The sequence below is a fragment of the Janthinobacterium sp. 1L-D-8-B-C4 genome, from assembly GCF_057291295.1.
Genome location: NZ_JBXAVX010000001.1, coordinates 84,710 through 100,339, shown reverse-complemented (window position 1 = coordinate 100,339; position 15,630 = coordinate 84,710). Strand labels below are relative to the sequence as shown.

The following is a 15,630-nucleotide window of genomic DNA, read 5'->3' as shown; positions in this document are numbered from 1 at the left end:
CGCGATTATGGACGAACTTTCCAGTGCAGGCCAGAGCGTTCGTCGATTCCCGTTAAAATTTATTCAAATCAAAGAGTTACCACGAAATAACAATAAAAAATCACCCGTCCAGAGAGAATATACCGTTACCAACAGGAATTTTGTGTTGCTCCAGATTTTAAAATAGCGTCGTGAAAATCAGCCTCCAGAACAAAATACACATAGACGGGCATAAAGGATTAAAATTTGCCATTCTTTATTAATGGATCATGAAGCATGGCGGGGCAAGGCAGAATGACATGGAGCGACGCATGAGGCCGCCAGGGATGAATGCCAATATGATGGCAAGCCCGGTGCTGCCATCGGCAAAAATGCGTGGCGACCGCGTGGCCAGGTTCAACCTGCTGGCCGCCACGGCCCTGCTGCTGTGTACCAGCGTGATGCTGGTGCTGTTCCAGTTTTATGCGCTGCGCGCCGCGCTCGCACGCACTCTGGAGGTCCATGCGGCGATGCTGGCCACGCCTGTGGCCGAGGCCATGCGCCGCGGCGACCGCCTGGCGGCCGAACAGTTGCTCGCGCCACTGGCAGCCGCACCGGCCATCGAGCAGGCGCTGGCCTACGGCCCACAAGGACTGCCCTTTGCCCGTTTTGCCAGGAGCGCCCGCGACAGCGCGCCCGACGCTCCACCGCAAGGCATGCACTTCGCATGGCATGAAGGCAAGGCCACGCTGCTGGCGCGGCTGCCTGGCGGCGGCGCGCTGCTGCTGCGTTCGAGCCTGGCGCCGCTGTACGGCAGCCTGATACAGTCCGCAGCCTGGACGGCGCTGGTCAGCCTGTTTGCCTTTTGCGTCACCGTGCTGATGGTGCGCCGCACGCGCCGCGCCGCGCAGCAGGCGGAAAATCATCTGCATTACCTGGCGCACGTCGATTCCGTCACCGAACTGCCGAACCGGCATGAATTCAACGAGGCGATGGCCTATGCGCTGGCGCGCGCCGACCGCCAGGACAGCAGCGTGGGCCTGCTGCTGCTGGACTTGGACAATTTCAAGATCGTCAACGACACCCTGGGCCACCATTGCGGCGATCATCTGCTCAAGCTGGTCGCCCAGCGCCTGGCGGCGGTGCTGCGCATTACCGATGTCATCTGCCGCATTGGCGGCGACGAATTCGTGGTCATCGTCGAGCCGGCCGATGAAGCTTCCGAAATGGCCTGCGTGGCGCGCAAGATCCTGGCCGTGCTGGCCGCACCATTCGCGCTCGAAGGCCACCAACTGCATGTCAGCGCCAGTATCGGCGTCAGCCTGTACCCGTTCGATGCGCGCGACGTGGCGACCCTCACGCGCAATGCCGACACGGCCATGTATCACGCCAAGCACCAGGGCAAGAACCGCTACGCCGTGTTCAAGGCGGAAATGGAACTGCGCGCCCAGCGCCGCCTGCGCATGGAAGCCAACCTGCGCCGCGCGCTGCAGGAGCAGGAACTGTATCTGCACTACCAGCCGCAGATCGATTTGCGCAGCGGGCGCATCGTCGGCGTTGAAGCACTGCTGCGCTGGGACTGCCGCGAGATGGGGCCGATGAGCCCGGCCGAATTCATTCCCGTGGCCGAGGAAAGCGGCGTGATCGTCGAACTGGGGCGCTGGGTGCTGCACACTGCCTGCCGCCAGGCTGCCACCTGGTGCAAGGCGGGCCTGCTCGATTCCCTGGAACACGTGGCCGTCAACCTGTCGGCCAGCCAGGTGCGCGAGCCGGGCCTGATGGACGACATCCGCGCCATCCTGCACGAAACGCAGCTGCCGCGCGGCTTGCTGGAACTGGAAATCACGGAAGGCGTGATGATGGACGACGTGCCGGCCAACCTGGAGCTGATGCGGCGCCTGCAGGAGGCCGGCATCCACCTGTCGATCGACGATTTCGGCACCGGCTACTCGTCGATGTCGTATCTGAAGCGCTTGCCGATCGACCAGCTGAAGATCGACCGCAGCTTCGTGCACGACCTGCCCGGCGAAGGCGAAGCGATCGTCACGGCCATCATCGCAATGGCGCACAGCCTGAAGTTGAAAGTGGTGGCCGAAGGCGTGGAAACGCCGCAGCAGGTGGAGTTCCTGCGCCGCGCCGGCTGCGACAACGTGCAGGGCTTTTACTTTGCCCGTCCGATGACGGCGGCGCAGCTGACGGCCGTGCTGCTCGAGCGGCGCGACTGGACCAGCCGGGCGCTGGTACTGCAGGCCTGAAGGCCCGCAGCACCGGGCATCAGGCCAGCTTGGCCGAATGCTCGCGCGTGGCGTGGAATTTCAGCTTGGGCCAGCGCTCTTCCGTCAGGCGCAAATTGACGCCCGAGGTGGCCAGGTAAGCCATGTTGCCGGCCGCGTCGTAGGCCACGTTGTGACCGAGCGCATTCTCGAAATCCTGCAAGATGCGCTTGTCGTCGCAGCTGACCCAGCGCGCGCTGCTGATGCTGGTGCCTTCGAACACGGCGTCGACGCCATATTCGTTGAGCAAACGGCTGGCTACCACTTCGAACTGCAGCACGCCGACCGCGCCCAGTACCAGCTCGCCACCCTGCACCGGCTTGAAGACCTGTACCGCGCCCTCTTCGCCCAGCTGTTGCAGGCCCTTGTGCAACTGCTTGATCTTCAGCGGATTGCGGATCCGCACCGAGCGGAAGAAGTCCGGTGCAAAATAGGGAATGCCGGTAAAGGTCAGCAGCTCGCCTTCCGAAAAACTGTCGCCGATCTGCATGTTGCCGTGGTTCGGCAGGCCGATGATGTCGCCGGCGTACGCTTCTTCCACCTGCTCGCGCGAGGAGGCCATGAAGGTCACCACGTTCGACACCTTGATCTCGCGGCCCAGGCGCAAGTGCTTGACCTTCATGCCGCGCTCGAAGCGTCCCGAACACACACGCAAAAAGGCGATGCGGTCGCGGTGGGCCGGGTCCATATTGGCCTGGATCTTGAACACGAAGCCGGTAAATGGCTGCTCGGCCGGGGCCACCGAACGCACGGTGGCATCGCGCTCGCGCGGCGCCGGCGCCCAGTCGACCAGCGCCGAGAGAATTTCGCGCACGCCGAAGTTGTTGATGGCCGAACCAAAGAACACCGGCGTCTGCACGCCGGACAGGAACTCTTCCAGGTTGAACGGATTCGAGGCGCCATGCACCAATTCGACTTCCATGCGCAGCTGGTCCATTTCGAGCGGGAACATCTCCTGCAGGCGCGGATTGTCGATGCCCTTGATGATCTCGAAGGCGCCGTCGGCCTTTTCTTCGCCGGCCTTGAACAGCATGATCTCGTCGTTCAGCAGGTGGTACACGCCGCGGAAGTTCTTGCCCATGCCGATCGGCCAGGTGACGGGCGCGCACTGGATCTTCAGCACTGATTCGAGTTCGTCGAGCAGGTCGAGCGGATCGCGCGTCTCGCGGTCCATCTTGTTCATGAAGGTGACGATCGGCGTATTGCGCATGCGGCACACGGCCAGCAGCTTGATCGTCTGCGCTTCCACGCCCTTGGCCGCATCGATCACCATCAGCGCCGAATCGACCGCCGTCAGCACGCGGTAAGTGTCTTCCGAAAAGTCCTGGTGGCCCGGCGTGTCGAGCAGGTTGACCACGTGGTCGCGGAACTCGAACTGCATCACCGACGATGCGACGGAAATGCCGCGCTGCTTTTCGATTTCCATCCAGTCGGACGTTGCATGGCGGCCCGATTTGCGCGCTTTCACGGTACCGGCCATCTGGATCGCGCCCGAGAACAGCAGCAGTTTTTCGGTCAGCGTGGTTTTACCGGCATCGGGGTGGGAAATAATGCCGAAAGTGCGGCGGCGCTGCACTTCACGCGCGATCACGGCCGGCGCCTTGCTGCCGGTTGCCGCTGCTGCGGATGGCTCTGCGCCGTCCTGAATGTCGCTGGAATCGGGGGTGTTGATGTCGTTCTCGTTGGCCATATTGGTGACCATGATATGGCCCTCGCAAAAAACCCTCGATTTTACAGAAGGAACGCCCTTCCGTGTGAACTGTTCCACTCGGGGGCATCATCAGCAACCAAGTGAACGGCCAGCCGGGTCAGCTGCGGTAGATATTGCACAGGGTTAATTAACTGCCAGAGGTAGCACAAAATCGTGCGCGATGTCGCAAGAATGAATGTCAACAGAACGGCCGTAGGACTGGGACTACAAAGCCACCTCAATTGAGACTACAAAGTGGCGACTGCTAATCTTATGTTCGCCAATTACATACGCCCTTAAAGTAGCTACATCGCGATCTGCACTGCACGGTGGAAAAAATAACCACCCGGTCTTGCCAGACGCATTCCGATGTAAAAAGCCTGCGAGGAAGAATATGAACCACACTCAACTGAACGCCCCGGTCCAGAAAAACCAGATGCTGCCACACGCCATGCCTGCGGCCGGACGCGAGATCAAGCTTGGGTCGCGGATCAGCCTGAGCAGCGCGCAACAAAATGAGCTGCTGGGCGCCCTGCCACGCGCCGCGCTAGAATCGCTGTTCGAACACCTGGAACTGGTGGAACTGCCTTTCGGCAAAGAGCTGTACGCCTACGGCAACTGCCTCGAATACACCTACTTCCCGACCACTGCCATCGTTTCCCTGCTGTACGTAATGGAAGACGGCGCCACCACCGAGATCGCCGTGGTAGGTCATGAAGGCGTGGTCGGCGTGTCGCTGGTGGCCGGCGAACGCGCCATGTGCACCGCAGTCGTGCAAAGCGCCGGCTACGGCTACCGCCTGAAAACGCAAAGCCTGCGTGAAGCCTTCAACCAGGGCGGTGCCCTGCCCCAGCTGCTGATGCGCTACACCAATGCCCTGTTCGCCCAGATGGCGCAGAACGCGGTTGGCGGCCGTCACAGCTCGATCGAACAGAAGCTGTGCCGCTGGCTGCTGGACCGCCTGGACCGCTCGCCATCGAACGAATTGAAAGTGACCCAGGAACTGATCTCCATCATGCTGGGCGTGCGCCGCGAAAGCATCACGGCCGCCGCCGGCAAGCTGCAGGATGAAGGCCTGATCCACTATCGCCGCGGCAATATCACGGTGCTGGACCGCGCTGGCCTGGAAGACTACGCCGGCGAATGCTACAAGGTTGCCAAGACCGAATACGACCGCCTGCTGCGCGACGTCGCGCGCTGCTGATCCAAGTCGCCACCCGTTACAAAAATGGCCGGACATGCTTGCATGCCCGGCCATTTTCTTTTGCAGAATCAGCTTTGAAAATCACGCTTCGATCTCGTCCGGTTCCGGCGTCAAGGGCAGCGGTATCAGCGCCTCGACGCAGGTGCCCTTGCCCTGCGGGCCCGGCTTGACGGTCAGGCTGCCACCGAGCAGCAGGGCCCGTTCGCGCATCCCCAGCAAGCCGTGCGACATCGGCTTTTGCAGCGCATCTTCGGTAATGCCGATACCATCATCAAGCACGCGCAGCACCAGTCCCGTCTCATTGCGCTTCAGGCTGACGCTGACCGTGGCGGCTTTGGCGTACTTCAGGATATTGGTCAGCGACTCCTGCACGATGCGAAACAGCGCAATCGTCAGGGTCGCTTCGCGGTTGTCGATATGGATGGCGACGTCGGTATCGCAGCGCACCGAACTCATGCGCGCAAAATCCTCGCAATAGCTTTCGATGGCGGCGCACAGGCCCAGGTTGTCCAGCAGGCTGGGGCGCAAGTCTTCGACGATACGGCGCTTGAGCTCCACCGTTTCAAGCAAGGTAGACTTGGCGTGGCGCAGTTGCGCCGCCAGTTCGGGGTGGCTATGCGCCAGTTGCTGGGTAACCGCGCCCAAGTCCATGCTGATCGAAGTCAGGTTGGCGCCCAGCTCATCGTGCAATTCGCGCGCCAGGCGCGCTTTTTCCACTTCATTGACGCTGATCAAATGACGCGACAGCACCGATAGCTGTTCGGTGCGCTTGGCAACCGTCGACTCCAGCGTGTCATTGGCGTTTTTCAGTGCGAACTCGACCGCCGCGCGGTTCTGGAAGCTGCGCCGCACCAGCTGGTAAAACATGATCAGCACCAGGATCGCCAGGCCGTTGATGCCGATGCCCAGCAACACGGCTTTCTGGTATTCACGGTAGAAGGCGGCGCTGCCTGCCGCCAGCGCTTCATTCTGTTCGCGCACCATGATCACCACCTGCAGCCGGATTTCATCCATGGTGGCGCGCTCGTCGCTGACCCTGGCGATATTGACGATATCGGCCAGGCCGCCCTGCTTGTAGACGTTGATGGTCTCGTTGAGGGTAGCCATCTTGCGGCGTATCAAGGTCTTGAGCTGGGCCAGGTTTTTCAGCTGGCTGGGACTGCCCTGCAGCAGCATTTCCAGGCCCTTCAATTCATTGTCGATTTCGGCAGTAGCGGTGCGCGACGGCCCCAGATAGGTATCGGCGTCGGAAATGAAATAGCCGCGCAAGCTGCTTTCCGCATCGAGCACCAGCACATTCAGGTATTGCAGGCGGTCGGCCACCCTGGCGCTTTGGGTCAGCAAGGTGTTGGTGCTCTTGAGCGTGTCGAGATTGTGGGACAGGCTGAAGCCATTGAGCACCAGCAACAAGGCGCAGGTGACACACAGGATGGTCTTGTACAGAGGCAGGCGATGATACGGCGCCGGTTCGACGGTGAAATACATCCTGGTGTGCATCCTTGGCAAGGTTCAGCGCGGCAGAGAACGCCAGCGCCGGCCAATTATAACCCCGCTACAAAGTGCCGCCCCGCACGTTATCTGGTCGGCAGGCGAACTGGACGGCCATGCTGCGATGGCCGCACCTTCTGCTTAATCCAATAAATTGTTTTTCATGGCGTAATACGTGAGGTCGCTATTCGATTGCAAGCCCATCTTTTCCATGATGCGGGTACGGTAGGTACTGACCGTCTTGATGCTCAGCGACAGCGCCACGCCGATATCGGAGACGGTGGCGCCGCGCGCCAGGCGCAGGAAGACCTGGAACTCGCGGTCCGACAGCTCCGTGTGCAGGGCTGCATTGGTGTCGCGGTCAAACGACTGCGCCAGCAATTCTCCCACGGTCGAGCTGACATAGCGCCGCCCCTGGTAGACAGTGCGCACGGCCGTCATCAGTTCGTCGGCTTCGCATTCCTTGTTCAGGTAGCCATTGGCGCCCATCTTGAACAGGTTCAGCGCATACTGCTGGGCCGGATAGCCGCTCAGTATCAGCACCGGCAAATCCGGCTGGCCCTGGCGAATCGTGCGCAAGGTATCGATGCCGCTCTGGTCGGGCATGGCGATATCGAGCAGCAGCACATCACATATTTCGCGGCGGGCGATATCGAGCGCTTCACGCCCGGTACCGGCTTCCGCCACCACATTAAAATCGTCAGACGATGAAAAAATCTGCTTGAATCCGGCTCGTACTATTTGGTGATCATCACAAATGGCAACGCGTATCATTGTTTCCCCTTAAATTTTCCTGGCTTGGGAAAGACTACCGGTGCTTACATTAGCACCGGTTCAGCGTCACTAACAAAAACGCAACTAGAGCATTATATGTAAAATGCGCACGGCGCACCTTACAAGGCGTGCGCAACACCATTTTAGTCAAAAAAACAGCGTTATCAAACAACCCGAACCATATTGGTGCTATTCCTGTTTTAGCAAGGCGAGTATGGCAAATAATTCGCCGCGTACCCAGTCGCGGTCCAGCGGTGCTTGCTGGGGCGCCGCTGGCGCTGCCTCCAGCGCGGGGCCGGTGCCGGTCTCGATATCGATGGCGGGTGCCGCATGCAGACCGCCACGGCTGTCGAGCTTGTTGCGGGCGCCACTGATGGTAAAGCCCTGCTCGTACAGCAGTTCGCGGATGCGCCGTATCAGCAGCACCTCGTGGTGCTGGTAATAGCGGCGGTTGCCTCGCCGTTTCACGGGCTTGAGCTGGGAGAACTCCTGCTCCCAGTAACGCAGCACGTGGGGCTTGACGCCGCACAGCTCGCTCACCTCGCCGATCGTGAAATAGCGCTTGGCCGGTATCGGCGGCAAGGCGATCAACTCGGTCTTACTGATGCGCTCGTTCATCGCCATTCACTCAGGCAGCACGGGCCAGCGGACTGGTCTCTTCGACCATGCTTTTCAGCTTCTGGCTGGCATGGAAGGTCACGACGCGGCGCGCCGTGATGGGAATTTCTTCGCCGGTCTTGGGATTGCGGCCCGGACGCTGCGGCTTGTCGCGCAGCTGGAAATTGCCGAAACCGGACAATTTGACGGCTTCGCCGCGCTCGAGCGCATTGCGAATCTCGTCAAAGAAGGTCTCGACCATGTCTTTCGCTTCACGCTTGTTCAGGCCGACCTGTTCGAACAGCAGTTCGGCCAGTTCCGCCTTGGTCAAGGTGGGTAGATCTTTTTCCGCTTCCTGGCGCACCTTGGCAACCAGCATGGCCCGGTGCAAATCGGCGGCCAATGCGGACTGCAGTACGGCGGAATCAACGTCGCTGTTATTAATTTTCCTGCCCTGCCTTTTCTGTGCGCCCGCGCGCCGCACGGCGCGCATAGGACTGTAACGATCAACGACAAGCAGGCCAGCGCATGGCGCCGGCCCGGACTTGCCGATATTTTACGAACGCAGTTTCGCGTCGTGGCCCTGTTTTGCCGCTTCGATCAGCACGCTCATCAGAGCATCGACCACATCGTCTTGCAGGGTGTTTTGAGTATCTTGCAAGCTAATCCGGAAAGCAAGGCTTTTTTCATCCGCTTCCAGCCCTTTTCCACGATATTCATCAAATAAAACAATGGCTTGCACGATACGCGCTGCTGGACTGGCCTGCGCCGCCGCGTGGAAGGTATCGAGCAGATCCTGCGCCGCCACCGTCTGCTTGACCAGCACCGCCAGGTCGCGGCTGGCGCCAGGGAACTTGGAAATTTCCGTGTACACCGGCACCACGCGCTGCGTCAATGCGTCGGCATCGACTTCGAACAGCACCGGCGCTTGTGGCAGATCGTATTTCTGCATCCAGCGCGGATGAATTTCGCCGATAAAGCCGATCACCTTGCCATCGAGCTCGACATTGGCCGAACGGCCCGGATGCAGCGCCGGGTGTTCCGCCTTGGTGAAACGCAGCACCTGGGGCGCGAACAGCGCTTCCAGGTCCGCTTTCACGTCGAAGAAGTCGACCGTGCGTGCCGGCTGGCCCCACTGCTCGTCGGCCACCGGGCCGTAGGCCATGGCGGCAACGCGCTTCGGCTGGGCGTAGCCAACCACCGACAGCGCGCCATTGGCCACTGCGTCGTCGCGCTGGTAGATGGCGCCCACTTCAAAGATGCGCACGCGGCCGGTCTTGCGGTTCAGGTTGTAGCGCACGTTGGCGATCAGGCTGCCGATCAGGGACGAGCGCATCACGCTCATCTGGCTGGCGATCGGGTTCTGCAATTTGATCGGATTGGTATTGCCCGAAAAATCGCGCTCCCAGGCGCTGTCGACAAAGCTCATGTTGACCACTTCCTGGAAACCCAGGTCGGCCAGCTCATGGCGCACGGCAAACAGCGAACGCGTGTTTTCCGGCGCGATCTGCATCACGTTGGCGGCCACCGGCGGCAAAGCCGGGATGTTCTCGAAGCCGTACACGCGCGCCACTTCCTCGATCAGGTCTTCCTCGATCTCGATATCGAAACGGTAGCTTGGCGACGTCACGGAGAAAACACCGTCGGCCAAGGTGAACGGCAGCGCCAGGCGCGTGAAGATATCGGCAATCAGCTCGTCATTGAGCGGCACGCCGATGACTTTTTGCGCGCGCGCCGTGCGCATCGACACCGGGCTGCGCTGCGGCAGGTTGACCACGTGGTCGTCGACCGGGCCGACGGTGGTGGCGGGCGTGCCGCAAATTTCCACGATCAGGGAAGTGATGCGTTCGATATGCTCGACCGTGGTGGCGAAATCGACGCCGCGCTCGAAGCGGTGCGCCGCATCGGTCGAAAAATTCAACCGGCGCGCGCGGCCCTGGATCGCGTTCGGCCACCAGAAAGCCGCTTCCAGGTAAATGCTGTCGGTATCGTCCGACACCGAGCTGGCGTCGCCGCCCATGATGCCGGCCAGCGATTCGATTTCCTGCTCGTCGGCAATTACGCCGATCCACTCGTCGACCGGCACCGTGTTGCCGTTCAACAGCTTGACGGTTTCACCGGCCTTGCCCCAGCGAATATCGAGGCTGCCGTGGATCTTCGCCAGGTCAAACACATGACTCGGGCGGCCCAGTTCCAGCATGACATAGTTCGAGATATCGACCAGGGCCGACAGCGGGCGCTGGCCGCTGCGCTCGAGGCGCTGCTTGATCCAGTCCGGCGTGGCCGCTTTCGGGTTCAGGCCGCGAATCACGCGGCCGGTGAAACGGCCGCACAGGTCCGGCGCGCTGACCTTGACCGGCAGCACTTCGTCGCTGGTCACGGGTACGGCAGTAAATTGCGGTGCATTCAAAGGCACGCCGGTCAATGCCGACACTTCGCGCGCCACGCCCAGCACCGACAGGCAATCGGCCTTGTTCGGCGTCAGCTTGATGGTGAATTTCAGGTCGTTGAGCGCATAGTAGTCGCGGAAGTTCTGGCCGATCGGCGCATCGTCCGGCAGTTCCATCAGGCCGGCGTTTTCTTCCGACAGTTTCAGTTCGCGTGCCGAGCACAGCATGCCTTGCGACTCGACGCCGCGCAGCTGGCCCACCTTGATCTCGAACGGCTTGCCGTCGCTGCCTGGCGGCAGCACGGCGCCGGCCTTGGCGCACACCACGCGCAGGCCCGGGCGCACGTTCGGCGCGCCACAGACGATGGTCAGCATGGTGCCGGTGCCGACATCGACCTTGCACACGTTCAGGCGGTCGGCGTTCGGATGTTTCTCCATCTCCAGGACCAGGCCCACCACCACGTTCGAGAACGGAGGCGCGACCGGGTCGACGTCCTCGACTTCCAGACCGGACATGGTCAACAGATGGGCCAGTTCGTCCGAAGTCATCTTCGGATCGACCATGGTACGGAGCCAGTTTTCGGAAAATTGCATAATCAAGCCTTCAAAGGGTCAAAGCTCGCCGCGCGAGCATGGGTGGCGCTCAAGCGCGGCAAATCGTAGGGAACTACTACGCTTTAGTTGAACTGTTTTAAGAAACGCAGGTCGCCTTCGTAGAACAGGCGCAGGTCGTTGATGCCGTAACGCAGCATCGTCAGGCGTTCCAGGCCGGAGCCGAAAGCAAAGCCGATGAATTTTTCAGGATCCAGGCCGAAGTTCTTCACCACGGTCGGATGCACCTGGCCGGCGCCCGACACTTCCAGCCAGCGGCCTTTCAAGGGGCCCGAACCGAAAGCGATGTCGATCTCGGCCGACGGTTCCGTAAACGGGAAATACGACGGGCGGAAGCGCACTTGCAGGTCGTCGGTCTCGAAGAAGGCCTTGACGAAGTTCAGGTACACGCCCTTGAGGTCGGCAAAACTGATGTCTTCGGCGATCCACAGGCCTTCGACCTGGTGGAACATCGGCGAATGGGTGGCATCGCTGTCGACGCGGTAGGTGCGGCCCGGCGCGATCACCTTGATCGGCGGCGTGTGCGTGCGCGCATAGCGCACCTGCATCGGGCTGGTGTGCGTGCGCAGCAGCAGCGGCTTGCCGTCGGTGTCGTTGCCGTCGATATAAAACGTGTCTTGCATGGAACGCGCCGGATGGTTTTCCGGGCTGTTCAATGCCGTGAAATTGGTCCAGTCATTTTCGATTTCGGGGCCGTCGGCCACATCGAAACCGATGGAACGGAAGATTTCCTCGACCCGCTCCCAGCTGCGCATCACCGGATGGATGCCGCCCGGCATGCGGCCACGGCCTGGCATGGTGACGTCGATCGCTTCGGCGTTCAGCCGGCCTTGCATCTGTGCATCGGCCAGTGCATCACGGCGCGCCGTCAGCGCGTCTTCGATCTGCACCTTGACGGCATTGATCAGGGCGCCTTGCGCCTTGCGCGCTTCCGGGTCCAGTTTGCCCAGGCCCTTCATCATTTCGGTAATCTGGCCGGTCTTGCCCAGGTAGCGGGCCTTGGCGTTTTCAAGTGCGGCAGCGTCTGCGGCGGCGATAAAGTCAGCCTGGGCCGAGACGACGAGTTCTTCTAGGGAGTTCATGCGGCTTTTCCTGTTTTGGAAATCAATCCTGGATTGGTAGTTCAGAACCCAACAATCAAAAACGGAAACGGGGCACAAGGTGGTTGTACACCCCTGCCCCGCTCTTTATGGCGTCACCCTGCGGATGACGCTGTGCAATGTCGATGCTTACGCAGCGATTTTTGCTTTGACCGCGTTGACAATCGCAGCGAATGCTGGCTTGTCCATCACAGCCATATCGGCCAGGACTTTACGGTCCAGTTCGATATTTGCTTTTTTCAGACCGTTCATGAATACGCTGTACGTCACGCCATGCTCACGGGAAGCGGCGTTGATACGGGCGATCCACAGGCGGCGGAAAACGCGTTTCTTGTTGCGGCGATCGCGGTAAGCGTATTGGCCAGCGCGCATGACTGCTTGCTTGGCAACACGGTATACACGGCTGCGGCGACCACGGTAGCCTTTAGCTTGAACAAGAATCTTCTTATGACGGGCACGAGCTGTAACCCCACGTTTTACTCTAGGCATAGTAACTCCTTAAATTGAGTGTGAGATTAAGCAGTCGGCATCATGCGCATGACGGACGTGACATCCGATGCGTTGATGTTACGGGTACCGCGCAACTGACGTTTGTTTTTGGTGGTTTTCTTGGTCAGGATGTGGCGTTTGAACGCGTGACCCGACTTGACTGTTCCACCTGGACGCACGCGAAAACGTTTTTTCGCGGAGCTTTTGGTCTTCATTTTAGGCATAGCAATCTGTCCTCTTACGGACAGCTCCATTTATAACAGGATTGCAGGTGGCAACACGACGCTGCGCTTAGATGCCTGCTTTCACATGTTGTGCAGCGGATGCGAGTCCGCTACAGTCTGAACGGCCCGGACATTGCTGGCCGGGCCGCTCAAAATACTGCCTGGGTTCGGGCCTTGCGCCAAGTCTGGCGCATCGACATCGAACCACAGAAAAACGCTATTGTATCTTACTTTTTCTTCTTCGGCGAAAGGACCATGATCATCTGGCGACCTTCCATCTTCGGAAACTGCTCGACCTGGCCAAATGGCTCCAGATCGGCCTTCAGACGCTCAAGCATGCGGAAGCCAATATCCTGGTGCGCCATCTCGCGACCGCGGAAGCGCAAGGTGATCTTGGTCTTGTCGCCGTCTTCGAGGAACTTGATGAGATTACGCAACTTGATATTGTAGTCACCATCATCAGTCCCCGGACGGAATTTGACTTCCTTCACGAGGATGATCTTTTGCTTCAATTTCGCTTCGTGAGCCTTCTTCTGCTCCGAATACTTAAATTTGCCGTAGTCCATCAAACGGCAAACCGGTGGCTGCGCGGTAGGCGCAATTTCCACCAGGTCGACGTTTGCCTCTTCCGCCAGGCGGAAGGCTTCAGCCAAACTTACGATACCGAGTGGCTCGTTATCGACCCCGCTTAAACGCATTTCAGGGGCAGTGATTTCGCCATTGATGCGATGTGACTTGTCAGTAGCTATTGTAATTTCCTTTAAAAATCTGATAAGACGGTCGTGCAGCGAGTTTCCTCGTCAGGCCTTGGTGTCGACTTCATGTTTGAGTCGCTCTATCAGGGCATCGACGGACATTACGCCCAGATCGACATTGCCCCGCGCCCGCACGGCCACTGTATTGGCATCCCGCTCTTTGTCGCCAATTACTAAGATGTAAGGCAATTTTTGTACGGAATGTTCACGTATTTTATAGGTAATCTTCTCGTTACGCAAATCAGCCTGTACGCGGATGCCCGCTTTGCGTAGTTTTGTGACCACTTCTTGCACGTAATCGGCTTGCGCGTCGGAGATATTCAACACCGACACCTGCATCGGCGCCAGCCACAACGGCATCGCGCCCGCATAGTGTTCGATCAGGATGCCGATAAAACGTTCCAGCGAACCGACGATCGCGCGGTGCAGCATGATGGGCACTTGACGCGTATTGTCGATCGCCACATATTCGGCGCCGAGGCGGCCCGGCATTGACGGATCGATCTGCACGGTACCCACTTGCCATGCGCGGCCCAGGCTGTCTTTCAGATGGTATTCGATCTTCGGACCATAGAAGGCGCCCTCGCCCGGCAACTCGGTCCATTCCACGCCACAGGCGCGCAGCGCCGAACGCAGCGATTCTTCCGCCTTGTCCCACGACTCTTCGGTGCCGATGCGGCTGTCCGGACGCAGGGCCAGCTTGACGTCGATATTGGTAAAGCCGAACGCCGTGTAGACATCCATCGCCTGCTGGTGGAAGGCCGTCACTTCGCCGGCGATCTGCTCTTCGGTACAGAAGATATGACCGTCATCCTGCGTAAAGCCGCGCACGCGCATCATGCCGTGCAAGGCGCCGGACGGCTCGTTGCGGTGGCACTGGCCGAACTCGCCGTAGCGCAGCGGCAAGTCGCGGTAGCTGCGCATGCTGTTGTTGTAGATCTGCACGTGACCGGGGCAGTTCATCGGCTTCAGGGCGTACGAGCGGTTTTCCGATTCCGTGATGAACATGTTTTCACGGTAATTGTCCCAGTGGCCGGTTTTTTCCCACAGGCCACGGTCAAGAATCTGCGGCGCCTTCACTTCCTGGTAGCCGTTGACCTGGTACACATTGCGCATGTATTGCTCGACCTGCTGCCAGATCGACCAGCCCTTCGGGTGCCAGAAGATCAGGCCCGGCGCTTCTTCCTGGAAGTGGAAGAAATCGAGCTGCTTGCCCAGCTTGCGGTGGTCGCGCTTTTCCGCCTCTTCCAGGTTGTGCAGGTACAGTTCCTGGTCTTCCTTTTTCGCCCAGGCGGTGCCATACACACGCTGCAGCATCTCGTTTTTCGAGTCGCCGCGCCAGTAGGCGCCAGCCAGCTTCATCAGCTTGAATACTTTCAGCTTGCCGGTCGACGGTACGTGCGGGCCACGGCACAGGTCGGTGAACGCGCCTTCCGAATACAGCGACACTTCCTGGTCGGCTGGAATTGCGGCAATCAGCTCGGCCTTGTAGGCTTCGCCGATGCCGGCAAAGTACGCGATGGCTTCATCGCGCGTGACGACCTTGCGCGTGACGCGCTCGTCCTTCTTGGCCAGCTCGGCCATTTTCTTTTCGATCGCCACCAAGTCTTCCGGCGTGAACGGACGCTTGTAGGCGAAGTCATAGTAGAAGCCGTTGTCGATCACCGGGCCGATCGTCACTTGTGCATCCGGAAACAATTCCTTGACAGCGTGCGCCAGCAGGTGCGCGGTCGAATGGCGGATCACGTCGAGGCCGTCGGCGTCCTTGTCGGTGATGATGGCCAGTTCGGCGTCCTGCTCGATCAGGTAGGAGGTATCGACCAGCTTGCCGTCGACCTTGCCGGCCAGCGCGGCCTTGGCCAGGCCGGTACCAATATTGGCCGCAACCTGGGCCACGGTGACCGGGCCGTCAAATTGACGGGCGGAACCATCGGGAAGTCGGATTGTAAGCATATTGATCTCCATGTCGGCGCTGGCGCCAGGTAAAACTGCAATGTGTGTGAATAAAATACCGAGAGGAAAACGCAGACGCAAAAAAACGCGGACTAGCCGCGTTTTTCACTTTTTCAAGACAAAG

Annotated in this window: 13 protein-coding genes; 2 read left to right on the top strand and 11 right to left on the bottom strand. The window is 59.9% G+C overall.

Translation table 11 applies throughout. The features are described 5' to 3' along the window. Nucleotides 1-317 precede the first annotated feature (317 nt). Entirely contained in the window at nucleotides 318-2,213 is a 1,896-nt protein-coding gene (locus AC0Z42_RS00485; RefSeq protein ID WP_485466270.1) for a putative bifunctional diguanylate cyclase/phosphodiesterase, read from the top strand. Nucleotides 2,214-2,232: 19 nt separating this feature from the next. On the opposite strand, the gene AC0Z42_RS00480 is transcribed toward AC0Z42_RS00485, so the two are convergent. Further along, entirely contained in the window at nucleotides 2,233-3,921 is a 1,689-nt protein-coding gene (locus tag AC0Z42_RS00480; RefSeq protein ID WP_485466760.1) for a peptide chain release factor 3, read from the bottom strand. Between the two features lie 394 nt (nucleotides 3,922-4,315). On the opposite strand from AC0Z42_RS00480, the gene AC0Z42_RS00475 reads away from it, so the two are divergent. Beyond that, nucleotides 4,316-5,125: a Crp/Fnr family transcriptional regulator gene (locus AC0Z42_RS00475; RefSeq protein WP_065309213.1), complete on the top strand. Its 810-nt coding sequence runs from the start codon at nucleotides 4,316-4,318 to the stop codon at nucleotides 5,123-5,125. Nucleotides 5,126-5,206: 81 nt separating this feature from the next. Here AC0Z42_RS00475 and AC0Z42_RS00470 read toward each other — a convergent pair whose 3' ends face one another. The 10 genes from AC0Z42_RS00470 to thrS form a co-directional block, all read right to left on the bottom strand. Then, on the bottom strand, nucleotides 5,207-6,610 hold the full coding sequence (locus AC0Z42_RS00470) for a sensor histidine kinase (protein ID WP_485466269.1): 1,404 nt from the start codon (nucleotides 6,608-6,610) through the stop codon (nucleotides 5,207-5,209). 144 nt (nucleotides 6,611-6,754) lie between these two features. Then, nucleotides 6,755-7,387 carry a response regulator gene (locus tag AC0Z42_RS00465; RefSeq protein WP_485466268.1) on the bottom strand — a complete coding sequence of 211 codons (633 nt, stop codon included), beginning with the start codon at nucleotides 7,385-7,387 and terminating at the stop codon, nucleotides 6,755-6,757. 189 nt (nucleotides 7,388-7,576) lie between these two features. Continuing rightward, on the bottom strand, nucleotides 7,577-8,005 hold the full coding sequence (locus AC0Z42_RS00460; protein ID WP_485466267.1) for a MerR family transcriptional regulator: 429 nt from the start codon (nucleotides 8,003-8,005) through the stop codon (nucleotides 7,577-7,579). A 10-nt stretch (nucleotides 8,006-8,015) separates the two neighbouring features. After that, on the bottom strand, nucleotides 8,016-8,363 hold the full coding sequence (locus tag AC0Z42_RS00455) for an integration host factor subunit alpha (protein ID WP_010399205.1): 348 nt from the start codon (nucleotides 8,361-8,363) through the stop codon (nucleotides 8,016-8,018). Between the two features lie 177 nt (nucleotides 8,364-8,540). Further along, nucleotides 8,541-10,967, bottom strand: coding sequence for a phenylalanine--tRNA ligase subunit beta (gene pheT / locus AC0Z42_RS00450; protein WP_485466266.1), 2,427 nt, complete (start codon nucleotides 10,965-10,967; stop codon nucleotides 8,541-8,543). Between the two features lie 83 nt (nucleotides 10,968-11,050). After that, entirely contained in the window at nucleotides 11,051-12,067 is a 1,017-nt protein-coding gene (gene pheS / locus AC0Z42_RS00445) for a phenylalanine--tRNA ligase subunit alpha (RefSeq protein WP_485466265.1), read from the bottom strand. 147 nt (nucleotides 12,068-12,214) lie between these two features. Next, complete coding sequence (rplT, locus tag AC0Z42_RS00440; protein ID WP_010399214.1) at nucleotides 12,215-12,574, bottom strand: 50S ribosomal protein L20; 360 nt, start codon at nucleotides 12,572-12,574, stop codon at nucleotides 12,215-12,217. A 26-nt stretch (nucleotides 12,575-12,600) separates the two neighbouring features. Then, nucleotides 12,601-12,798 (bottom strand): 50S ribosomal protein L35, encoded by a 198-nt coding sequence (rpmI, locus tag AC0Z42_RS00435; RefSeq protein WP_038493025.1) that lies wholly within the window; start codon nucleotides 12,796-12,798, stop codon nucleotides 12,601-12,603. Nucleotides 12,799-13,025: 227 nt separating this feature from the next. Then, nucleotides 13,026-13,571 (bottom strand): translation initiation factor IF-3, encoded by a 546-nt coding sequence (gene infC, locus AC0Z42_RS00430; RefSeq protein WP_254926743.1) that lies wholly within the window; start codon nucleotides 13,569-13,571, stop codon nucleotides 13,026-13,028. Between the two features lie 27 nt (nucleotides 13,572-13,598). After that, a complete protein-coding gene (thrS, locus tag AC0Z42_RS00425; protein ID WP_485466264.1) occupies nucleotides 13,599-15,506 on the bottom strand; it encodes a threonine--tRNA ligase in 1,908 nt (635 codons plus the stop codon). Nucleotides 15,507-15,630 lie beyond the last annotated feature (124 nt).